This is a genomic window from Flavobacterium foetidum, assembly GCF_004634245.1.
In the GTDB taxonomy this organism is placed as follows: Bacteria; Bacteroidota; Bacteroidia; order Flavobacteriales; family Flavobacteriaceae; genus Flavobacterium; species Flavobacterium foetidum.
The window spans coordinates 92,965-116,309 of the sequence record NZ_SJTF01000006.1; the positions used below are offsets into that span (position 1 = coordinate 92,965).

General features: G+C 34.7%; 20 protein-coding genes. 10 read left to right on the forward strand and 10 right to left on the reverse strand.

The window, feature by feature from the left end; translation table 11 throughout:
* The first annotated feature begins 147 nt into the window (after nucleotides 1–147).
* From E0W73_RS09570 to E0W73_RS09580, 3 genes are all read left to right on the forward strand, one after another.
* Entirely contained in the window at nucleotides 148–1,293 is a 1,146-nt protein-coding gene (locus E0W73_RS09570; protein WP_135221855.1) for a S1 family peptidase, read from the forward strand.
* 83 nt (nucleotides 1,294–1,376) lie between these two features.
* Nucleotides 1,377–4,184: a VIT domain-containing protein gene (locus tag E0W73_RS09575; RefSeq protein WP_135221856.1), complete on the forward strand. Its 2,808-nt coding sequence runs from the start codon at nucleotides 1,377–1,379 to the stop codon at nucleotides 4,182–4,184.
* 104 nt (nucleotides 4,185–4,288) lie between these two features.
* Nucleotides 4,289–4,519, forward strand: coding sequence for a DUF433 domain-containing protein (locus E0W73_RS09580; RefSeq protein WP_135221857.1), 231 nt, complete (start codon nucleotides 4,289–4,291; stop codon nucleotides 4,517–4,519).
* A gap of 214 nt (nucleotides 4,520–4,733) precedes the next feature.
* Here the strand turns inward: E0W73_RS09580 and E0W73_RS09585 are convergent, their stop codons facing one another.
* Nucleotides 4,734–5,333 carry a hypothetical protein gene (locus E0W73_RS09585; protein ID WP_135221858.1) on the reverse strand — a complete coding sequence of 200 codons (600 nt, stop codon included), beginning with the start codon at nucleotides 5,331–5,333 and terminating at the stop codon, nucleotides 4,734–4,736.
* An 85-nt stretch (nucleotides 5,334–5,418) separates the two neighbouring features.
* On the reverse strand, nucleotides 5,419–6,420 hold the full coding sequence (locus E0W73_RS09590; protein WP_135221859.1) for a 2-hydroxyacid dehydrogenase: 1,002 nt from the start codon (nucleotides 6,418–6,420) through the stop codon (nucleotides 5,419–5,421).
* A 197-nt stretch (nucleotides 6,421–6,617) separates the two neighbouring features.
* On the opposite strand from E0W73_RS09590, the gene E0W73_RS09595 reads away from it, so the two are divergent.
* On the forward strand, nucleotides 6,618–7,031 hold the full coding sequence (locus E0W73_RS09595) for a hypothetical protein (protein ID WP_135221860.1): 414 nt from the start codon (nucleotides 6,618–6,620) through the stop codon (nucleotides 7,029–7,031).
* A gap of 148 nt (nucleotides 7,032–7,179) precedes the next feature.
* Here the strand turns inward: E0W73_RS09595 and E0W73_RS09600 are convergent, their stop codons facing one another.
* The 6 genes from E0W73_RS09600 to E0W73_RS09625 form a co-directional block, all read right to left on the reverse strand.
* Nucleotides 7,180–9,651: a zinc-dependent metalloprotease gene (locus E0W73_RS09600; RefSeq protein ID WP_135221861.1), complete on the reverse strand. Its 2,472-nt coding sequence runs from the start codon at nucleotides 9,649–9,651 to the stop codon at nucleotides 7,180–7,182.
* Nucleotides 9,652–9,813: 162 nt separating this feature from the next.
* The gene (gene hemL, locus E0W73_RS09605) at nucleotides 9,814–11,100 is read right to left on the reverse strand and encodes a glutamate-1-semialdehyde 2,1-aminomutase (protein WP_135221862.1); all 1,287 of its coding nucleotides are present in this window, start codon (nucleotides 11,098–11,100) and stop codon (nucleotides 9,814–9,816) included.
* A gap of 40 nt (nucleotides 11,101–11,140) precedes the next feature.
* On the reverse strand, nucleotides 11,141–11,392 hold the full coding sequence (locus E0W73_RS09610; RefSeq protein WP_135221863.1) for a hypothetical protein: 252 nt from the start codon (nucleotides 11,390–11,392) through the stop codon (nucleotides 11,141–11,143).
* Nucleotides 11,393–11,433: 41 nt separating this feature from the next.
* Nucleotides 11,434–12,300 carry a glucosaminidase domain-containing protein gene (locus E0W73_RS09615; RefSeq protein ID WP_135221864.1) on the reverse strand — a complete coding sequence of 289 codons (867 nt, stop codon included), beginning with the start codon at nucleotides 12,298–12,300 and terminating at the stop codon, nucleotides 11,434–11,436.
* Complete coding sequence (locus E0W73_RS09620; RefSeq protein ID WP_135221865.1) at nucleotides 12,293–13,201, reverse strand: 1-aminocyclopropane-1-carboxylate deaminase/D-cysteine desulfhydrase; 909 nt, start codon at nucleotides 13,199–13,201, stop codon at nucleotides 12,293–12,295. The genes E0W73_RS09615 and E0W73_RS09620 overlap by 8 nt, the downstream gene beginning before the upstream one ends.
* Nucleotides 13,198–13,533, reverse strand: coding sequence for a hypothetical protein (locus E0W73_RS09625; RefSeq protein WP_135221866.1), 336 nt, complete (start codon nucleotides 13,531–13,533; stop codon nucleotides 13,198–13,200). Before E0W73_RS09625 ends, E0W73_RS09620 begins: the two co-directional genes overlap by 4 nt.
* A gap of 116 nt (nucleotides 13,534–13,649) precedes the next feature.
* Between E0W73_RS09625 and E0W73_RS09630 the strand changes: the two genes are divergently transcribed.
* The 5 genes from E0W73_RS09630 to E0W73_RS09650 all read left to right on the forward strand — a co-directional run bounded on the left by E0W73_RS09630 (nucleotide 13,650) and on the right by E0W73_RS09650 (nucleotide 19,272).
* Nucleotides 13,650–13,835: a DUF5522 domain-containing protein gene (locus tag E0W73_RS09630; protein ID WP_135221867.1), complete on the forward strand. Its 186-nt coding sequence runs from the start codon at nucleotides 13,650–13,652 to the stop codon at nucleotides 13,833–13,835.
* A 601-nt stretch (nucleotides 13,836–14,436) separates the two neighbouring features.
* Nucleotides 14,437–16,413: a urocanate hydratase gene (locus E0W73_RS09635; protein ID WP_135221868.1), complete on the forward strand. Its 1,977-nt coding sequence runs from the start codon at nucleotides 14,437–14,439 to the stop codon at nucleotides 16,411–16,413.
* Between the two features lie 30 nt (nucleotides 16,414–16,443).
* Nucleotides 16,444–16,980, forward strand: a complete 537-nt coding sequence (locus E0W73_RS09640) for a DUF4136 domain-containing protein (protein WP_135222011.1) — start codon at nucleotides 16,444–16,446, stop codon at nucleotides 16,978–16,980.
* A 365-nt stretch (nucleotides 16,981–17,345) separates the two neighbouring features.
* Nucleotides 17,346–18,590: a threonine ammonia-lyase IlvA gene (ilvA, locus tag E0W73_RS09645; RefSeq protein WP_135221869.1), complete on the forward strand. Its 1,245-nt coding sequence runs from the start codon at nucleotides 17,346–17,348 to the stop codon at nucleotides 18,588–18,590.
* 298 nt (nucleotides 18,591–18,888) lie between these two features.
* Complete coding sequence (locus E0W73_RS09650) at nucleotides 18,889–19,272, forward strand: group III truncated hemoglobin (protein ID WP_135221870.1); 384 nt, start codon at nucleotides 18,889–18,891, stop codon at nucleotides 19,270–19,272.
* Here the strand turns inward: E0W73_RS09650 and E0W73_RS09655 are convergent.
* Nucleotides 19,269–20,348: a DKNYY domain-containing protein gene (locus E0W73_RS09655; protein ID WP_135221871.1), complete on the reverse strand. Its 1,080-nt coding sequence runs from the start codon at nucleotides 20,346–20,348 to the stop codon at nucleotides 19,269–19,271. The genes E0W73_RS09650 and E0W73_RS09655 overlap by 4 nt on opposite strands.
* A gap of 227 nt (nucleotides 20,349–20,575) precedes the next feature.
* On the opposite strand from E0W73_RS09655, the gene E0W73_RS09660 reads away from it, so the two are divergent.
* Nucleotides 20,576–22,348, forward strand: coding sequence for an aromatic amino acid hydroxylase (locus E0W73_RS09660; RefSeq protein ID WP_135221872.1), 1,773 nt, complete (start codon nucleotides 20,576–20,578; stop codon nucleotides 22,346–22,348).
* Nucleotides 22,349–22,570: 222 nt separating this feature from the next.
* On the opposite strand, the gene E0W73_RS09665 is transcribed toward E0W73_RS09660, so the two are convergent.
* The gene (locus E0W73_RS09665) at nucleotides 22,571–23,200 is read right to left on the reverse strand and encodes a DUF4230 domain-containing protein (protein ID WP_135221873.1); all 630 of its coding nucleotides are present in this window, start codon (nucleotides 23,198–23,200) and stop codon (nucleotides 22,571–22,573) included.
* Nucleotides 23,201–23,345: the final 145 nt, after the last annotated feature.

Here is a 23,345-nt window from a genome sequence, read left to right on the forward strand (position 1 = left end):
TGGGCAAAATTGAACACAGAATTGATTTTAATTTTACTTTTTTTTAGCAAACAAATTACTACATTTGACCTCAATTTGACTTGTTAAAAAAGTCTAATTTTTCAAACCCAAAACCATTCAATTAACATTTTTCAACCAATACTCTAAATGAAAATTAGAAAAATCGCTCCCAACGAAGACTTGGCCTCGGCTACAACTAAAAAAAAAGGAAATCGCTACAAATTTGCCATCATCGGAATTATCTTTCTCTCAGCCGCAGGCTTTTTTGGATTTAAATATTTTAAACCTAAAACTGAAACTGTTTGTCTAGGTACCGATACCAAAATCTATGATACATACAAAGAAGCCGTTGTACTTATAAAACACAGATACGGTTATTTCGCAAAAATTAATGGAAATGAAATTCCGCTTACGGTCCAAGACGCTAAGGAAGAAACAATTTACGGAACTGGCTTTTTTGTAGATACAAACGGAAACATGATAACCAATAGGCATGTTTTGCAACCATGGAACGCATCTGATGAAGAGACTGAAAAAGTAAATACCACAATACAAAACCTAAGAATGAAGATTGCTTCTATTCTTACTACTGATGTTGCAGAAGATGAGTATCAAAGTTTTATTGAAAGAAACTGGACACATGCTTCGATATCATATGACGAAGGAGGAGAAGAGGGCGATTATGAAGAGTCGAGTAACGAAAGTGATTCTGCAGGTGAAGAATTTGTTAGTTCAAGCGAAGCAGAAACCGAAACTGATACATCATCAACCGATATTGCTGCATCAATCCCTGTAAAAGAATATGTTTCTATAGATAATATAGAAGTATATGTAAAAACTTTAGATATTGAAGTAGCCCTTCATGACTCTAATGATGAGTGGCTTAATTGTGAAGTAAAAAAAGTATCCGAAGATACCAATATTGATTTAGGTATTTTACAGCTAGCAAATCATATAACTCCGGGAAATGTTAGCCATGTTATAAATCTTGATAATGCAGTTGACAACGATTCTTCTTTGGCTCCAGGCCAAAAAGCAATTATGGTGGGGTATCCGTTAGGAATGGATTTGGCACAGACAGATTCTGGAATAAAAGTACAGCTTTATAATGGTCAAATAAGTAAAGAATCAGACGGCAATAAAATTCAATACAGCATAACTTCTACACATGGTGCAAGCGGTGCGCCAGTCTTTAACGAATGTGGCCAGCTGATTGCAGTAAATTTCAGTGGAGTCGATCAGGTTCAAGGTATCAATTTTGGAATTGTGGCTAAACATATTAATTCTCTTTAATTTTAAAAAGATCAAAAATACTTTTTTAAAACAAATGAATTTTCCTACGTTTATAGCCAAATAAAAAATCACGTTTATTAATCATGAATAAAATTTTTACTATTTGTGCACTACTGTTCTTTAGTGCCGTTTTTTCACAGATTCCAAATCTGGATGTCGAGAATCAGAAAAAGAATTCTGTAACCTTGCAGGATTTAAAAATTGAAACTAAAATTTTAGGAAATCTTGCAACAACAACTGCAACTTATATATTTTATAATTCTAGTGACCGAATTTTAGAAGGAAAACTTACCATTCCGTTGCCTGAAGGCGTAAATGTAAGCGGTTATGCTTTAGACATCAACGGAAGTCTGCGAGATGCAGTTCCTGTTCCAAAAGAACGAGCTAAAGAAGTATTTGAAAGTATCGAAAGAAGAAATGTCGATCCTGGTATTATTGAAAAAGTAGAAGGAAACAATTTCAGAACCAGAATCTACCCTATTCCAGCTAGAGGCAGCAGAACGATTCAGATTACTTATAATCAGGAATTAAAAAATGCTACTACTGATTATCTGTATTTTCTAAGTTTTGCCAATGCAGTCAATATTCCAAAATTTAATTTAAAAGTATTGATTAATGAAAGTCTGACAACTCCTAAAATTACGGAAAATCCAGATGGCAGTTTTGCTTTTCAGAAAAAAGGAAATCAATGGATAGCAGAAATTAGTAAAACGAATTTTACGCCAAATGAAAGTCTCAAAATAACGATTCCAAAAGTTAATGAGTCTTCAAGTGTATTGCTTCAAAAAGCCTCTGATAATAAATTTTATTTTGCAGCAAGTGTTTCGATGAATTTCCCCGTAAAAGAAAAATCGAAATCTCAAAAAATTGCTATTATTTGGGACAATTCATTCAGCGGATCCAAAAGAGATCATCAAAAAGAACTAGACTTTCTTAATGCTTATTTTTTAGAGAACAAGAACATTTCAGTATTTTTTGTCCTTTTAAATAATATTCTTGAAAAAACAGAAGAATTTACTGTTTCTGGAGGAAACTGGAGTGCTTTAAAAGACAGAATTCTCAATCTTAAATACGACGGCGGAACCGATTTCGGCGCTTTAAAAGAAATCTCTCAAATAGACGAATATCTTTTATTTTCTGACGGAATTTCGAATTTTGGTGATTTAACTTTAAAATTCAAGAAACCTGTCAACAGCATAACAAGCACACCAACTTCTGATTTTAATTTACTTAAACTTTTAGCATCACAATCTGGAGGAAATTTTATCAATCTTAACGAATTAGACACTCAATCTGCTTTAAAAACGTACAATAGACTTCCTATTCTGTTTTTAGGTTTTAAAGAAACCAATAGTACTCAGGAATTGTTCCCAAACATTGGAACTGCCGTAAACGAACCAGTGAATATATTTGGAATTTCATCTCCAAATTTGGGAAAACTTACTGCTGTTTTTTCAGTAGGAAACAAGAAATTTGAAGTTCCTGTAGATTTCACTAACGCTGTACAAGTAGATAACTGGCCTATTGCACAATTTTGGGCACAACGAAAAATTAATGATCTTGAACTTAATTCGACTCAAAACCGCGATGAAATAAGAAACTTGAGCGAACAGTTTGGAGTAGTAAGCAAGAATACCAGTCTTATTGTATTGGAAGACGTTAATGATTATGTACGTTTTGGAATCACTCCTCCACAAGAATTGTTGTCAGAATACAACAGAATCGTTTCACAGAACAAAAGACAAATTTTAGAACAAAGAAAAAATCTGCTGTCCAAAGCTTTTGATAAAACACGTGAATTGGCAACTTGGTGGAATAGCGAATTTAAGGCTACAGAAAAAAAACAGTATCCTAAAATTTCTAAACAGTCGCAAAAATTGACCACACAACAAGATGCTGTCAGTGACAATATTGCATATGGACGTGAACAAGTAAGCGATGCCAATAAAAAATCATCCACGGGCAAAATAACTTTAATAGAGGTTGAAAGTACTCAAGAGTATATGAAAGATTTTCAATCTTTACAATCTCCTGAATTGATTTACCAGAAATATCTTGAAAATCGTCCTAAATATGAAAAACAGGTTACCTATTATTTTGATGTTTCAAAACTGCTATTCAGAAAAGGAGATAAAGTTCTTTCTCTAAAGGTTTTAAGTACATTAGCTGAACTGGATTTGGAGAATGAAGAATTATACAAAACGATATCTTATCTGCTGAAACAAAGAGGTAATTATGATAAAGAATTGTGGATTACTCAAAAGATTCTAGAATGGAGACCTTTCGACCCTCAAAGTCATAGGGATTATGCATTGGCTTTGGTTGACAACAAAAAACCTCAAGAAGCTCTTAATGTATACAAATCAATGCTTTATCAGGAATATACCGATGAGATTTCTGTAAGAGACACTGGTATTGAAGAGATTTTGATTATGGAAATCAATAACATTTTGAGTCAAAACAAGAATGTTGATGGAAGCAAGATAGATAATCGTCTAAAAGCAAATCTCCCTGTCGATATTCGAGTTGTCATCAATTGGAATAAAGACAATACCGACATCGATCTTTGGGTTACAGATCCAAGAGGTGAAGATTGTTCTTACTCTCATAAATCAACAGAAATTGGAGGAAGATTAAGCAACGATTTCACGCAAGGTTTTGGCCCGGAACAGTTTTTATTAAAAAAAGCCATCAAAGGGAAATATAAAATTAAAACCAATTTCTTTGGCGAGAGACAGAATATTCTTTCTGGTCCAACGACTATAATGGCAGAAGTTTATCTGTATTATTCTGACGGAAGACAAGAGCGCAAAATTGCTGTTTTCCAGAGTCAGAAAGAAAACAAACGCGAAAATGATAGTAAGATTCTAATTGGAGAATTTGAATTTTAGAAATTCTAAAATGAATAAAGTTTAAGTTAAATTACAAAAGAGCTTCATGAGAGGCTCTTTTTTTATATAGAATAATATCTTTATATTTGAATAAAGTTAATACTATGGAAAATCTAATTTCAAGAATCACAATAAATCCTGATGTCTGTCATGGAAAACCGACAGTGAGAAATATGCGTTACCCTATAGAAATGATTTTGGACTTACTTTCCTCTGGAATGGAATTTCAAGAAATCATTGAAGATTATCCTGCTCTTGAAAACAAAGACATATTAGCTTGTTTAGCATATGCTTCAAAACTAACTGATGTAAAAATATTAAGTAAGGTTGCATGAAGTTTGTTGTAGATGCTTACTTTCTAAACACTCATTGATTGAATTAGATAGTTTTGAAATAACTAGTCAGCGAAACATGCAATTGAAAAAAAATCACTTTCCTCGACCAATAAGGTTCTTTCAATAACGAACAATATTTATAATCTTTTATATCACAATAGTACAACTACCTAAAAGAATTCTAAAAAACTTTTTTTCATATAAAATGATTTTGCTAAAAAGAATACTTCTCCATTTTCTTTCCTTCAATATCCAAAACCTTTGTACTTTCTTTTGAAACATCTCCTTTTAAAACTTCTTGAACAGACGGATTAGAAGGATACTTTCCATTTTTCATTTTTAAAACATGAAATTTTCCTGCACTTTCAAATACCAAATCATAAAATTTTTCAGTTGATGAAGTAGTTACATAAATCGGGAAATCGGTTACAGTAAATTTGTTGATTACACTTCCATCATTATTCAAAATATAACCTGAACAACCTCCGGTTCCGCAGAAATAGGAATTGGAGAAACCAACAAAATATTCATCTTTACCGTCATTGTTCAAATCAAAAGCTCCGTAAAAAAAGAAACGATCTTCTTTTGTCATTGCCTGAAAATCATTTTTAAGCAAAAGTCTTAACTGCTTCCTAATTCGCTCAACTGCATCGCTGTTTTTTGAAGGAGCTTCACTTAAATCTGCCGTTCCTGCAACGGTTTTCGACAAAGTATCCAAGGCAATAGTCTTAACAATATTTTCTTTTGTCTTTACTTTGTTTTGACAGGAAGACAGTATCAAAAATCCTATTATAATTACAATTAATGGTTTCATGATTTGTTATTTAAATTCACATTACATTTGCTTATATTCATTTAAATTACAAAAAAATATTGACAAATTAAATTCTAGGCCCCTCTTATACCAGAAGGGCTGTTTGATTTTCAATATCGTTTTTCGCTAACAAAGACTTAATATTATTAAAAGTCACCAGCGCAATCTGTGTCAAGGCTTCATTCGTAAAAAATGCTTGATGGGCTGTTACTAAAACATTCGGAAAACTCATTAAACGCTGAATGGCATCGTCCTGAATGATATCGGCAGAAAGATCTCTAAAAAAGAGCTTTTCTTCCTGTTCGTAAACATCTATTCCGAGATAACCAATTTTTCCTGCTTTTAGGCCTTCAATTACGCAAGCAGTTTCTATCAATCCGCCTCGGCTGGTATTAATGATCATCACATTTTGTTTCATAAGTGAAATCGACGTTTGATTGATAATATGTTTCGTCTGATCATTTAATGGGCAATGCAACGAAATTATGTCGCTTGATTCAAAAATCTCTTGCAGTCCCACAAAAGAGACACCATCTTTTTTCATTTCTTCACTCTCAACAATATCATAAGCCACGACTTTACAACCAAAGCCCAATGCTATTTTAGAAAAGGCTTTTCCGATATTTCCGGTTCCGATAATTCCGATTGTTTTTCCGTATAAATCAAAACCTAATAAACCGTTTAGAGAGAAATTCTGTTCGCGGACTCTATTATAAGCTTTGTGCGTTTTTCTATTTAATGTCAAAATCATGGCCATAGCATGTTCTGCAACGGCCTGAGGAGAATAAGCTGGCACGCGACATACTTTTAAATTGTATTTTTTCGCCGCTTCTAAATCTACATTGTTAAATCCGGCACATCGCAAGGCAATGATCTTTACGTTTTTTTCTGCCAATTGTTTAATGACAATTTCGTTGACAATATCGTTTACAAAAACACATACAATTTCACATTCTTCGATTAAAGCAACGGTTTGTGGATTGAGCTGGGTTTCAAAAAATTCCAATTGAAAACCAAAGTCAGAATTGTATTGATTAAAAAAGGTTTTATCATAAGGCTGGGTAGAAAAAAAGGCTATTTTATTCATTGGGATTTCGTATTAATTCTTGGTTTTAAATTTGTTACACCTTAAAAATACGCAAATTTTTCGTACTTTTAAACAAGACCTTTAGTTTTAAGAGATTCGCTCTCAATTTGTTAAATAATTTATAATTCTGAAATTCTCATTAAACCAATTAACCCCTTAAAAGTCTAATTCCTATAAACAATTAAAAAACTTACATCATGAAAAAACTACTAATTGCTGCTTTGTTATTTGTTGGAATAGCGGGTTTTGCACAAGACAGAAGAGAAAAATTAACTCCAGAACAGCGCAATGAAAAACAACTTCAAAAATTAACTTCAGAATTGACTCTGGATGCCAGCCAACAGGCTCAAGTAAAACAGCTTTTAGCGGAAAGAAGTGCTAAGGCTGAAAAATTAAGAGAAGAAAGAAAAGAGCGAAAAGAAAGCAACACAAAGCCAACTGCTGAAGAAAGAGCAGCTTTCAAAAAACAAATGGAAGACGAAGCAGCGGCAAATGATGCCAAAATGAAATCAATCTTAAAAACAGACCAATATACCAAATGGAAAACACTGCAAGAAGAGAAAAAAGACAAGATGAGAGATAAAATGAAAGAACGCAAAGAAAAAATTTAAACAAAAAAGAGGCTGTCCGAAAATAGTAAGGACAGCCTCTTTTTTATACTAAATATTCGGACTCCTATTGGAGAGAAATTTCATTTATGCAATTCTCAGAGGTTGACTTCGACTTTTTGGACAGCCTCTTTTTTTTATCTATAATCTATTATTTCGGATCCAAGATCAAATCAATTCGTTTGATGCAATCTTCGTAATGGTATTTTGTCTCCGTATTTACAGCTCCAGCTTTTGCTACAGAGAGTGATTTTTTTAATGATGTTAGTTCGCCTCGCACCAGTGCTCTCAGATCTGACTGCGAAACGTTATAATAAACCGTAAATCTTTCGTTTGGCTTCATTTCTTCAGTCATTAAAAAGGCCATTCTATCAATATATGCGCGCTGCAGATTTCTTCTGTAGATAGTTACATTTGATGCAGCTGCGGTTTCTTTCCAAATTCCCTTTCTCAAATCTTTAAAGAAATCTAAAGCCTTATAGGTATCTACACCTAGAATTTCGTTATCCATTAATCTTCCTATACGCGCCAAGCTCATCAGATTATTCAAATGCCTTACCTGTATATTCCTAAACTTCTCGGTATAACCGGCATAATCTGTATTTTTTAAGTTATTTAGATTCACAATCCAAGTTGGAGAAGAAAAGGCATTTGCCTGGAGCCAGTTCATCGCTTCAATTTGTTTTGATTTTGGCACCACTTCATAAACGTTTCCTTTCTGGTTCGGTCGTTTTGTATTTTCGTAAACGCCGCCAACGTTAGTAACCACATGTCCTACATAACGTCCCCAAACATCTAATAATTCCCTGTATAATTCGTCTAAATCTTCATAATTATTCGTTACTGCGCTAGTCCACTCGCTAAGATGTGCAGCGACATATTCCAGATTTTTAAGTCCGTATGAACTTGCTTTCATCGAATTATTTCCAATATCTTCTGTTTGTGATGAAGGATCAAACGTACTGCTTTGTTTTCCGAATCTATAAATTGGATTTCCTGCTTTTTCTAAAATCCATTTGTCTAAAATCGCTTTTTCTGCTTCAGGAGATTTTGCTTCCGGAATCACTCTGTAGCCCCAATTTAAGGCATAATAATCGTACTCGCCCATCTTTCTGATAAAACGAATGTTTTGATCTCCTGGCTGTGCTATGTAATTGTAACGTGCATAATCCATGATACTTGCAGAAATACCATTTTCTTGTGTAAATTTTCCGTTTCTGTAACTTTCGGTGTCGTATGCACAACTCGCTCCCATATTGTGCGGAAAACCTAATGCATGACCTACTTCATGCGCAATAACCATTCGCATCATTTCACCCATTTCTTCATCGCTGGTCTGCAAAGTTCTCGCCTTCGGATTTGCCGCTCCTGTTTCCAGCAAATATCTGTTTCTATACGAACGCAGATGATTATGATACCAAATCACATCACTCTCGATAATTTCGCCTGTTCTAGGGTCTGAAACGCTTGGTCCGACCGCATTTCTGGTAGTACTGGCAACGTAGCGAATAACAGAATAACGTACATCTTCTGGACTAAAATCAGGATCTTCTTCTTTTGTCGGTGCGTCTTTTGCTATAATTGCATTTTTAAATCCTGCCCTCTCAAAAGGTTTCTGCCACTCCTCTACACCTTGTTTGATGTACTTTCTTAGCTTTTCTGGTGTAGCAGGATCCAAATAATAAACAATTGGTTTTACTGGCTCAACCAGTTCTCCTTTGGCATATGCTTCTGGGTCTTTTGGCTCTAATCTCCAACGGCGGATATAAGTCTTAAGATCCGATTTTAATTCGTTGCTTCCGTAATCGTATTGGCTTACGGTGAACCAGCCTACACGCGGATCAAAAATTCTTGGTTTCATCTGAACTTCAGGCAATAAAACCATAGATTGGTTCATCTGAATGCTTATTGTTTCTGTATCTTCAAGCATTGATGGTTTTGAAGCGTTATACGTCATGTCCTGAATCACTTCAATGTTCATCGGAAAACTTTTCATGGCAGTAATGAAAGTTCTCGAATCGTCAAGTCCTTTTACTTTGTAAGTCTCGCGCATTGCTGCAGAAATACCGCTTATTGCTTTTACATCTGTACTGTAAAATTTAGTAACATCGATAACCGTATTTGCAGAATCTTTGCTGAAAGCTACAATGTCAAAAGCAAACAAAGTTGGTTCGTAGTTATTCGATTTAACAGAAATGCTGATTGGCAGCGTATCATTTGCAACAGCATGAAATGATTTTGACTTGATTAAAATCTTGTCCTGAAAGCGTTGCCAGACAATTAATTGTTCGTTGGTTTCTGATCCTGCATTTACATAACCTCCACCCAGATTAGACGGCAGTTTTGCTATTCTGCTGACCAAAAGCATGTCTTTGTTCAGGTATTTATTTGGAATTTCGAAGTAGTATTTTTTATCGACTTTATGAACCGTAAAAAGTCCTTCGTCTGAAACAGCATCTTTCGTGATAACTTTGCTGTAATCTTTAATGGAGGATTCTGTTTTCTTTTCTGAAGGAGCAATAGAAGCTTCTTTCTGGTCTTTTTTCTTCTTACTTTGGGCAAATTGCTGAGAGGGAAATAGTGCCAAGGCAGCTATTGTTGATAAAATGAAAAATTTCTTCATTTACTGCGGGTTTAGTTAATTATTTGACAAACAAAAATAAATTTTGCCTACAATTATACAGCAAAACCTATTCGTATTAACTTTTTATTAACTAATTTATATAAGCATAAAAAAAAGGCTCAACTTTCAAAAAAGCGAGCCTTAAGATATACTATTTACAATTTAAAATGTCTTTGAAACTTTATCAATTGCATTAATCGTAAAATCTAGATCTTCATAAGTCAAAGCATCTGTAATAAACCACGTTTCGTATGCAGATGGCGCGATATAAACTCCTTCTTGTAATAATCCGTGAAAGAATTTCTTAAACGTTTCGTTATCTCCTTTTGCTGCCGTTTGAAAATCTGTAACCGAATCTGCATCAAAGTGAACCGAAATCATAGAACCTACTCTATTGATGGTAAAGACAACATTGTTAGCTTTTAGAACACGGTCAATACCTTTTTCTAAATAAGCTGTTTTTTCTTCTAAACGAGTAAAAATTTCTCTGTCATTATCTAAAGCCTGAAGCATCGCCAATCCCGCTGCCATTGCCAACGGATTTCCAGATAATGTTCCTGCTTGGTAAACTGGTCCAAGAGGCGCTAAATGATTCATGATTTCTTCGCGAGCCGCAAAAGCTCCCACTGGAAGTCCGCCACCGATAACTTTTCCAAAGGTTACAATATCAGCGTCAATTCCGTACAATTCCTGAACGCCACCACGAGCTAAACGGAAGCCTGTCATTACCTCATCAAAAATCAATAAGATTCCGTTTGCTGTACATAATTCTCTTAAGCCTTCTAAGAAACCTTTTGCAGGCGGAATACAACCCATATTTCCCGCAACAGCTTCGATAATAATGGCTGCGATTTCTCCTTTATTGGCTTCAACTAATGTTTTTACATTTTCTAAATCATTGTATTTTGCCAACAAAGTATCTTTTGCTGTTCCCTGCGTAACTCCTGGGCTGTTTGGTGAGCCAAAAGTCACAGCCCCGCTTCCTGCCTGAATCAAAAATGAATCTGAATGTCCGTGGTAGCAACCTGCAAATTTGATGATTTTATCTCTTTTTGTAAATCCTCGAGCTAGGCGAATGGCGCTCATACAAGCTTCTGTACCTGAATTTACAAAACGTATTTTATCGATATTCGGAACCATAGAAACGGCTAAAGCAGCAATTTCGGTTTCCAATTCTGTCGGCATTCCAAATGAAGTTCCCAGTTTTGCTTTTTCGATTACCGCATCAACAACCGGCTGATATGCGTGACCCAAAACCATTGGCCCCCAAGAGTTGATGTAATCTATTAATTTATTTCCGTCTTCATCATATAAATAAGCACCTTTGGCACTTTTTACAAAAATCGGAGTTCCGCCAACCGCTTTAAATGCTCTTACTGGTGAATTTACTCCTCCCGGAATTACTTTTTCTGCTGCAGCAAAAAGCTGACTACTTCTTTTATATAACATTTTTTATTTTAGATTTTAGAGTTCAGATTTTAGATTTAATTTAGCGACTTAAACCTCGGTCTCTTACAAACTCATTGAAATATTGTTGTTCTGTTTGTTCTTCTTTTGAAAGATCCTCCATTCGTAGATCCGACATTCCTATCGGAGAATAAAATCTCCATTTCCAAGTTGGTCGATGTTTTATGAAAAAATCTGTTTCAGCAAATTCATCGTGCTCATAAACTCCAACAAAAAGTCTAGTTGTTATTCCAACCGACAAAATAAAAACTACAATTAAGACTTTCTTCTTCATTTATTAAAAATTCAGACTGAACACTAAAAACTGAACACTAGCTACTTAACCCTAAGTCTCTGTCCTATCGAGATGGCGTTGTCAGTCAAATTATTTTTTCTTTTTAAGTCATCAACCAATAAATTGAATTTCTTTGAAATCGAGTACAAGGTATCGCCTTTTTGCACTTCGTATAAATTGGGATCGTTTGAATTTGAATTGGATGGACTACTTTTTGCTGGAGCCGATGTGTTGATTGGGGTATAATTTTTTCCGGTAACCTGACAATCGTACTGATGAAGATTGTAACGCTCGATATAGCTGATCAACTTATCCGGATAATTTGGATCTGTGGCGTAACCGCATGCTCGCAAACCTTTTGCCCAAGCTTTGTAATCGTCTTTTTCGTAAGCAAACAACGATTCATATCTTTTTTTACCCACCAGAAACAAGGCATGATCTCTATACGATTCTGATGCCTGCGGATACTTTCTGAAACATTCCTGAGCGGCATCGTCATCATGGCGAACACTTTCTCCTAACCAATCTTTGTGGCATTTTATACCGAAATGATTATTGGCTTCTACTGCTAAATCTCCTCTACCAGCACCCGATTCTAAAATTCCCTGAGCTAGAATGATGCTTGCTGGAATCCCATAAGTTTTCATATTTCCCATTGCAATTTCTTTATACTGCAATACATAATCTGTTATTATGCTGTTGGTGACAACCGTTTTTGAAGTTGACTGAATAACCTCAGTAGTATTGTTGGTAGTAGGATAACTTTTAACGGTTTTTACGGGTTTCTTAGCTGCAGTAACTCTCGCTTTCTGCGCTGCCGCTTTTTGGGTCGTTGCGATAGCAGGTTTGCTTGATGAACAACTTGCCAAAATTAGTACTGTAAAGAGCAATACGATTTTTTTAATCATCTGTTTTGAGTATTGGTAATTTTTTCTGCTTCAATTTTATATTCATTCCATCAATTCCCTGCAATCCGCCGGTATGAATGAGTAAAATTTTTGAATGTGCAGGAAAATAATTTTTGCTGATTAGATCTATAACGCCAAAAACCATCTTTCCTGTATAAATTGGATCTAAGGGCACTTTTGTTTTTTCAAAAAAAGCATTAATAAATTCAATTAATTCTAAATTTATTTTGCCATAACCTCCAAAATGATAGTCAGAAATTAAATTCCAGTTATCTTTTTTTGCAAAAATACGAATTTCATCGATTAAAAAGTCACCTTTTAACGCCGGAAAACCCAAAATCTTCTGATTTGGCAATGCGCTATTGATTAATCCAGAAATCGTACCGCCCGTTCCAACTGCACAGCATACGTAATTAAAGACAGAATCGTCATCCGTTAAAATCTCCTCGCAGCCTTTTACAGCCAGTTCGTTTGTGCCTCCTTCGGGAACTAAATAAAAATCGCCGAACTTGTCTTTTAGCTTTTCAAAAAAAGATTCTGCACTTTTTAATCGGTACTCTTCTCTCGAAACAAACTCAAACTGCATTCCGTTTTCCTGAGCAAATTTCAAAGTTGGGTTTTCTTCGATTTTATCAAACAATTCGTCTCCGCGAATGATTCCGATAGTTTTAAAACCGTGCTCTTTTCCTGCATAAGCCACCGCTGCAATATGATTGGAAAATGCGCCACCAAAAGTCAGCAAAGTGTCTTTATTTTGGGCTTTCGCCTGAAGTAAATTGTATTTTAGCTTTCTAAATTTATTTCCCGAAACAAACGGATGAATTAAATCTTCACGTTTTATGGTCAACGAAATAGCATTCGGAAAATCAATATTTATAGATTGATTGAAAACTGAATTCATTTTAATTTGATGTAATGTAAAAACTGAAAAAAAGATCGGTTTTTCAGATAATTTAAATTTCTTTCTTTAGCGTAAGCTTCTCTTTCAAAACTAATATTTCGATACGCCAAAGCGCTGTTTTTGTATTGAATTAAACGAATTAAATATTCTAAAAAATACCACACAAAAAACGGAATCACCAAAAGTTCTAATTGTTGTCTTAAATGGATTTTTTCATGATTAACAAAAACTTCATTCGTCTTATCAAAATCGTATTTTGCAATTACAAACGGAAATACAGCCATCCCTCGATATCCTTTCGGAATTAAATATTTGGCAACAATCAGAAACATTGGCTGTAAAATTTATAAATTTGTAGCTATAGAATTGTTCGATTTCACTAAAATCACAATCAAATATTTATATTTTTGAATGTATAGTTTAGCGAAACAGAACACGAAGCAGATTTATGAAAGAGCAAAGTAATGAAAATAAATTAATCGAAGGAGAAGATTTTTACTATACGCCCGAAGGTTATAAATGCTTTACTGAAAAACATCATTTAAAACGCGGCTACTGCTGTAAAAGTGGCTGTCGTCATTGTCCGTACGGATATGATAAAAAAACAGGAGAAATAAGAAAGAAGGTTAATTAGTCAATTTGAAAATGTGTCAATTAGATAATTAAAATTCAAATTATTAAATGCCAAATTTCAATTATTAAATGCCAAATTCCAAATTCCAATCTGAAATCAACAATCTAAAAATTAAAGATGGATATTCGTTCAAGAAAATTTAGGATTACGATTTATAAATCGTATCACAGGCCGGATATCCGTTATCCCTAGTTTTTTATTATATAATGTGACAATTTGGGGATTAGACAATTTGAATAAATGCCAAATTCAAATTACATCGACTAATATTTCGCTCCGCTGGAGCTTTTGTATTGGGTGATTATTGTTTTCTATAAATATTACGCCTTTCCAAGGCTTTACAATCTGAGTTTAATAAATTTTATAAAGATTAAATTATTCATTAGCATTTTATGATTGCAAGGCTCTAAATCTTTATTTCGCAAATTGCGCATTTCATAAGCTCCGCGAGGAGCAAAATATTTATAGAAATAATTCAACCGTTTGTCACATTTAAGCTCCAGAGGAGCGACATTATAAAAACAAAAAATTAATCTGCTGTTAATCTAACCGCAATATCTTAGCATCTTAGATCCTCAGCACCTTAGCATCTTTAAAAAAAATGACTTTCAAAGAACAAATACAACAAGGAATTCCTTCTATATTACCTCCAAAGACGACATACGATCCAGCAATTAATCATGCTCCGAAACGAAAAGAGATTCTTTCGGCAGAAGAGAAAAAGCTGGCTCTTAAAAATGCCCTACGTTATTTTGACCCAAAACATCACGCTGAATTAATTCCTGAGTTTTCAGAAGAATTAGAGAAATATGGGCGTATTTACATGTATCGCCTTCGTCCAGATTATAAAATGTATGCTCGCCCGATTGAGGAATATCCAGGGAAATCATTGCAGGCAAAAGCGATTATGCACATGATTCAGAATAACTTGGATTATGCTGTGGCACAACATCCTCATGAATTGATTACGTATGGCGGAAATGGCGCGGTTTTTCAAAACTGGGCACAATATTTATTGACGATGCAATACTTATCTGAAATGACAGATGAACAGACATTAACCATGTATTCAGGCCATCCAATGGGATTATTTCCTTCTCATAAAGAAGCTCCAAGGGTTGTAGTAACTAACGGAATGGTGATTCCGAATTACTCTAAACCTGACGATTGGGAAAAAATGAACGCGCTTGGAGTTTCACAATACGGACAAATGACAGCGGGAAGTTATATGTATATTGGCCCGCAGGGAATTGTACACGGAACTACGATAACGGTTTTAAACGGTTTTAGAAAAATAAAACAAAATCCTGAAGGAAGTTTATTTGTCACTTCTGGTCTCGGCGGCATGTCGGGTGCGCAGCCAAAAGCTGGAAATATTGCAGGTTGTATTACGGTCTGCGCTGAAGTAAATCCGAAAATCACTAAAATTCGTCATGAGCAAGGTTGGATTAATGAAGTCTTAACTTCTACAGATGAACTAGTCGCCAGAGTAGCTTTGGCGAAAGCGAATAAAGAAACTGTTTCGATTGCTTATTTAGGAAATGTAGTCGATGTTTGGGAACGTTTTGATCAGGAAAATATTAAAATTGATTTAGGTTCAGATCAGACTTCACTTCATAATCCGTGGGCTGGAGGTTATTATCCGGTTGGAATTTCATTCGAAGATGCCAATAAAATGATGGCTGAAAATCCGGAATTATTTAAAGAAAAAGTTCAGGAATCTTTACGCCGTCATGCAGACGCTATCAACAAACACACCGCAAAAGGAACCTATTTCTTCGATTACGGAAATGCCTTTTTATTAGAAGCTTCTCGTGCTGGTGCGGCTGTAATGGCCGAAAACAATATCGATTTTAAATATCCGAGTTACGTTCAGGATATTATGGGGCCAATGTGTTTCGATTACGGATTTGGTCCTTTCCGCTGGGTTTGTACTTCTGGAAAACCTGAAGATTTACTAAAAACAGATAAAATTGCCTGTGATGTTTTAGAAGAAATGGCTAAAACGGCTCCAAACGAAATTCAGCAGCAAATGCAGGATAACATCAAATGGATTAAGGGTGCACAGGAAAATAAACTGGTTGTAGGTTCACAAGCAAGAATTCTTTACGCCGATGCCGAAGGAAGAATTAAAATTGCAGAAGCCTTTAATCAGGCGATTGCAAAAGGCGAAATTGGCGCAGTGGTTTTAGGACGTGATCATCATGATGTTTCCGGAACGGATTCGCCATATAGAGAAACTTCAAATATTTATGACGGTTCTCGTTTTACAGCCGATATGGCAATTCATAACGTAATTGGAGACAGTTTTAGAGGTGCAACTTGGGTTTCTATTCATAACGGTGGTGGTGTTGGCTGGGGAGAGGTTATAAACGGCGGATTTGGTATGGTTCTTGATGGTTCTAATGAGGCTTCAAAACGTTTAGCGTCAATGCTTTTCTGGGACGTTAATAACGGAATTTCAAGACGAAGCTGGGCTCGAAATGAAGGTGCTGTTTTTGCCATAAAAAGAGCAATGGAAGTTGAGCCTTTACTAAAAGTGACTTTGCCAAATTTGGTGGATGAAAGTTTACTTTAACTAAATATGAGAACACTTAATTATAAAAATATGAGAGCTATAAAATTAATTCCTGTCTTTTTGCTTTTAATACTGGCTTCCTGCAGCAGTATTACTGTTTATTCTGATTACGATAAAAATGTAGATTTTGCGCCTTATAAGACTTATGCTTATTTTAAGCCGGGAATTGATAAGGTTGAAATATCTGATCTTGACAAAAGAAGAATTCTTCATGCTATAGATAACGAGATGCAGGCTAAAGGATTTACTAAAAGTGATAATCCTGATTTATTGATTAATATTTTCACCAAATCGAGAGAGCAGGTAAACGTAAACCAATTCAGTGCTGGATGGGGTTACGGCTGGGGATGGGGTTGGAATCCGTGGATGATGTACGGCAATCAGACTTCTGTTTCTACTTCTACGGAAGGAACGCTTTACATTGACCTTATCGATGCGAAAAAGAAAGAAATGATTTGGCAGGGTGAAGGAATTGGTACTCTGACTAAAAATGTCGACAAAAAAGACGAAAAAGTTGCTGCGTTTGTGGGCAAAATTTTAGCTCAATATCCACCAGTTAAAAAATAGTAATCTGTAGTATTGGGCCGTTTTGAGATTTGTAAAAACTTGAAAAAGTTATGAACTTTCCAAGAATAATTAATACATTTGTTGCTCAACAAACTAAAAATGAAAAACTTTAACAACATTATTATCGCTATTATTAGCATTATTGCAATTCAGCAGTAATGGCGAGGTGTTATATAAGTTTGTAAAAATAATGTATAAGAACCTCCCATCGGGAGGTTTTTTATTTTAAAAACAATTTAAAGTCGCCACGACTCGACCGAAGGGAACAGACGTAGTAATTACACAAATTTCCACGAATTATTTTTTCCTTAAAATAATTAAAATTAGTGTCAATTCGTGTAATCGTGGCAAAAAACAAAAAGAATATGAGTTTATTTAACGAAGTGCTTAATGCTAAAAAGCAGCTTGAAAATGTAGTTGCTGCTACTCCTCTAACCCAAAATCTGAATCTTTCGGACGAATTTGAATCGACTATTTTATTAAAAAGAGAAGATTTACAGATTGTTCGTTCGTATAAAATCAGAGGCGCTTACAATAAGATTTCTTCGTTAAATGAAAAAGAAAAAGCAAACGGGATTGTTTGTGCCAGTGCAGGAAATCATGCTCAAGGCGTTGCTTATTCTTGTAATCTTCTTCAAATAAATGGTAAAATTTATATGCCAAAAACAACTCCGAAACAAAAAGTAAAACAAGTGCAATTGTTCGGAAAACAGTTTGTTGAAATTGTCTTGACCGGAGATACTTTTGACGATGCTTATGCCTCGGCAACTGCTGATGCCATCAAAAATCATAAAACTTTCATACATCCTTTTGATGATGAAAAAGTAATTGCCGGGCAAGGAACCGTTGGATTAGAAATACTGGAAAACTACAAAGAACCAATCGATTACGTTTTTGTACCCATTGGCGGCGGCGGACTGGCTTCTGGATTGTCTGAAGTTTTTAGGCATTTGAGTCCAAACACTAAAATAATTGGTGTTGAGCCAAAAGGTGCTCCCTCAATGAAAACTTCAATAGAAGAAAACAAAAACACGCCATTAAAAACAATCGACAAATTTGTAGACGGCGCTGCTGTAAAACAAGTTGGGGATAAGACTTTTGAAATCTGCCGTTATAATTTGGAAGATATTATTCTGGTTCCCGAAGGAAAAGTCTGCACGACCATTTTAAGATTGTATAATGAAGAAGCTATGGTGGTAGAACCTGCAGGAGCTTTGACTATTGCTGCTTTAGACTTTTACAAAGATAAAATCAAAGGCAAAAATGTAGTCTGTATTGTAAGTGGAAGTAACAACGATATCGAAAGAACGGCCGAAATCAAAGAACGTTCTTTGCTTTATGAAGGCTTGATGCATTATTTCATGATTCAGTTTCCGCAACGTCCCGGAGCTCTAAAGGAATTTGTAAATAATATTTTAGGTCCGGATGATGATATCACTTATTTTCAGTTTGCCAAGAAAAACAGCCGAGAAAAAGGTTCGGTTGTTGTTGGTTTAGAATTGAAAAACAAAAAAGACATTATGCCAATTAAATTAAAAATGACCCAAAATGGTTTTGAGTTTCAGTATCTAAATGATAATCAGGATTTGTTTACGCAATTAATTGGTTAGCCTGTTGGTGAAATAGAATAAAATCGCTTCATTCAAGAATAAAAATCTAATTTGATCTGCTAAAATCTTTAATCCTGATAGCTATCGGGAGCGTGAAATCCTTTTGCTTATAAATTTTTCACGCAGATTCATAGAGATTAAAGTAGATTTAGACAGATTTATATTTAAGCTGATTTAATAGAATTGAAAAAATAATTTCACCCAACTGATTTGGTTATTTTTTTAAGGCATGATAAATGTCAGAAAATAAAAAACACACTATCTTGTATTTTTGCAATTCATTTTAATTTACAAAAACATGGAAACACTCAAAGATATTTCTACAATAGAAGACATCAAACAAATGGTTGATACCTTTTACGGAAACGTTCGTAAAGACGACCTTATAGGCCCTATTTTTAATGACAAACTTCAAAATCGCTGGGAACCTCATCTACAGAAAATGTACGGATTCTGGCAGACCATCTTGTTTGATGTGCGCGCTTATTCTGGAACACCATTTCCGCCACACAAACAATTACCTGTCGACAAAACGCATTTTGATCGTTGGATTCAGATTTTTAATACCACAATCGATGCGCAGTTTGCCGGCCCTCTTACAGAAGAAGCCAAAATGAGAGCAACTAATATGGCGTATATGTTCAGCCATAAAATTGAGTATTTCAGGAATCAGGAAGTTTAGTTCAAGGTTATGATTTGCCCGTTTTTATACTGGTTTTTTCCATCTTCCCAAACTCCGTTTTGAGACGAGAATCTAAATTTTTCAGAATTTGCCCCTTCTAACATAACATCTTCAAAATAAACATGCTGCTTGTCTTTAGAATATTGATCTGAAAGAATTTCGAAGCTGGAATAGTCTACGCCATCGATTTTTTTGAAAGCGTAATAAACACCGCTTTTGTCTTTTGAAAAATCGTATCGTAATGTTTCAAAAGTCTTTGCATCGATTTCGGGATACATAGTCCCTTTGTTTATCAAGACATCATTGACTATAATGTTCCAATAATCAATTTCCTTAGTTGTTGCTATAAAATCAAAAGTGTTGATTTCAAATTCAGATTTTGTAAAAGCAGAAACTATCGAATTACCGATTCTCGCGTAGGTTTCGTTGATCGTCTGAATCTCCCCCTCAATCATTTTGTGTTTTGGAACAACCTCATCAACCTCAACCATTTCATTGCCTTCTCCTCTATAGCTGAGAATTGCGTAAATAAAATCGGCGTCAACAGCAATTGCGTTATTTAGAGGCTTAAAAGTCGCTGGGTCTACATTGATTTTTTTATTCTTGTAATAAACAGAATAGGCATCTTTGGTCCAGAAATGACGTCGGTAATCTGTAATAGATGCATCTAATAGTTCATACGTTTTGGGGTCGGCATCATTTACTATTTCTAACTCGTAAAACTTTTTGCCGTTCAAGTTATAAACATGATTTTTGTCTTTAACGATGTAAAAATCCTCAACTTCAAACGTATCGTAATCAACTAATTGTTTTCTTCCTTTCCAGAAAACATTGTTTTTATCTTTTCCGAAATCTTCGCTTATCGGCAAAAAAGTAGCAACATCAGCCTGAGATTCAAAATAGCCTAACTCAAACCAATTTCCCATTGGGGAATAAACAATCAAATTTTTTCTATAATGATGAAAATAAGAGTTGGATACTTCTAATTTTACAGGTTTCCCGATTCTAAAAAGAAAATATCGTGCCCCTAAAAAAATCAAAACGATTACTGCTAAAACTATAAAAAAAATGTTCATGATATGGATGAATTCTAAATGTCAAGTAGTGTAAAACTAACTATTTTATTGCGAGAAATAGTAAGATTGACAGATAAAGAGAAAAATAAAATTGGATTTTCACAACAAAGCCAACAATTTAAAGATTGCGCAATAAAACAATCTTATTTTTAAAAATCTATGCTAAAAAAAATTATTTTAGCACTTGAAATTCGTAATTTTACATTTTAATCTACAACGTTTTCGAAATGAATCCAAATATTGAAACTAATCCGTTATTAGAAAGATTGCCTAAGCATTTACAGCAATTTATCAAACCTCAAGATTATAGTGACTACAGTCCTATCAATCAGGCGGTTTGGCGATATGTGATGCGTAAAAATGTAGATTATCTTTCGAAAGTAGCGCATCATTCTTATTTGGAGGGTTTACGTAAAACGGGAATCGAAATTGATTCGATTCCGAGTATGTATGGCATGAACCGAATTCTAAGCGAAATCGGATGGGCAGCCGTTGCCGTTGACGGATTTATTCCGCCAAATGCTTTTATGGAATTTCAGGCTTATAATGTTTTGGTGATTGCTTCGGATATTAGACAATTGGAACATATTGAATATACTCCTGCTCCAGACATCATTCACGAAGGTGCCGGCCACGCTCCTATTATTGCTAATCCTGAGTATGCTGAATATCTAAGACGTTTTGGTGAAATTGGCTGTAAAGCGATTTCTTCTCATAAAGATTATCAGATGTATGAGGCGATTCGTCTGCTTTCGATTTTAAAAGAAGCCGAAGATACGCCACAGGAAAAAATCGACGAAGCTGAAAAAGCAGTTGCTGATTTACAGAATGATATGGGCGAATTATCTGAAATGGCTCAAATTCGAAACCTGCATTGGTGGACAGTGGAATACGGTTTAATTGGAACAGTCGAAAATCCGAAAATTTATGGGGCAGGATTACTTTCTTCAATTGGCGAAAGTGCACATTGTATGACCGATAATGTGAAGAAAATCTCTTATGATATTTCGGCAGCCAATCAGAATTTTGACATTACACAGTTACAGCCTCAGCTTTATGTAACGCCGACTTTTTCTCATTTGAGTTTGATTTTGGAAGAATTTGCTAATAAAATGGCTTTACGTACCGGAGGTCTGTCGGGAATTAAAAAACTGATTAAATCAAATGCTTTAGGAACAATTGAATTGAGTACTGGTTTACAGATTTCAGGAGTTTTTACAAATGTTATTGAAGAAGAAGGAAAACCGGTTTACATTCAGACCACTGGAAAAACGGCTTTGGCTTACCGTGAAAAAGAATTAGTCGGACACGGAACTTTAACACATCCACACGGATTTGGAAGTCCGATTGGGAAACTGAAAGGTTTTAATCTCGCCATTGAAGATATGAGTCCAAAAGATTTACAGGCTTACAGCATTGTAGAGGGCGAAAAGATTACACTGGAATTTGAAGGCAATATTATTGTGGAAGGCGAAATCATTACGGGTTCTAGAAATCTTCATGGAGAAATTATCTTAATTAGTTTCAAAAATTGCACGGTTACTCATGGTGAAACTGTTTTGTTTGAACCTGAATGGGGTAATTATGATATGGCAATTGGCAAGAAAGTGATTTCTGCTTTCTCTGGCCCTGCTGATGTTAATAGTTTTGACTTAATTAATATTGTTCCGTCAACTAAAACCATCAAAGCAAAACATACTGATGAACGTGATGAATTGGAGCATTTATATGCAACTGTACGTGAAATCAGAACTAATAAATCTTCTAAAACAGAACTTAAAAACGTTTTTGAAAAACTTAAAAATAATCATTCAAACGATTGGTTATTGTCTGTTGAAATTGCTGAGCTTCTGAAAGATTCTGATGAAAAACAGCTTTTAGAGGAAGTATTGATTCATTTAGATCAATTGAAAGTCAAACGTCCTGAAATTGCACATTTAATTTCTGGTGGGCTGGATTTGATTTTTGATAATTTGCCTAATTTGCCACTAAGACACTAAGACGCAAAGATTTTCCTCATTTTATGTCATTTCGACTGAAAGGAGAAATCACACTAGAAACTCCGCAAAGAAAAGTACCAATCTTTGTAGATATACGAGTGTGATTTCTCCTTTCAGTCGAAATGACAAGATTGCGGGAAAATCTTTATTTAAAAAAAATCAGATTAAATCCTCATAATCTGTGACAAAAAACTTTGTGTCTTAGCGGCTTTGTGGCAAACCTCAGAGCTTCAAATCCTGACTTAACTCAGTCTCGGACTCAATTGTTTTTCCGTTGTATTGCAGTTTCCAGCCCATTGAGTTGGTTAGAATCAAAATCTTTGACAATTCGCTGATTAAACGGTTTTGAGCATTTGTTTTTAGGGTAGATTTTTCGATTTTCTTGGCTAAGTTTGCTTTTACCGATTTATTGATTTTATTGTAATCGTCGCCCGTAAACGGATTCAGTTTGCTTTGCTCCACATCATAAAACTTGATATCTGGATTGATTTTGATTTCTTCTTTTGGGATGTTTAAGATGGTAATCGTTTTATTTTTTTCGTCTATATCGTATTTCATTTGATGCAAATCGTAGGCAACAGTTACGTTGGCATTTACGACAATTAAAGCTTTCTTTTCAAAAGAAATCATGTCTAAAAAATATTTCTGCTGGTTTTTATACGTCACAACTTCAGAAAAATGGCCCTCTGTAACCACCAATTTTCCAACATTTAGAATCTGCTGCTGAATTAAATTGGAATTATACTCGATTCCTGAATCATCGTCTTTTTTGAACTGGCAGTATTTAAAAGCCAGAACAATAAGTAAAACGATTACGCCAACACCAATAATTCTTTTGATTAAGTTTTGCATTCCTCTAAAATATTTTAGACCAATTTACTTCTTTTTTTAGTTTTTTTTGCCACGAATTTCACTAATTGCACTAATTTTTTGGAATACTTAAACTAAAAATTCTTCGAATTTTTAGTCATGAAATCAAAGATAAGCAAAAGATGAA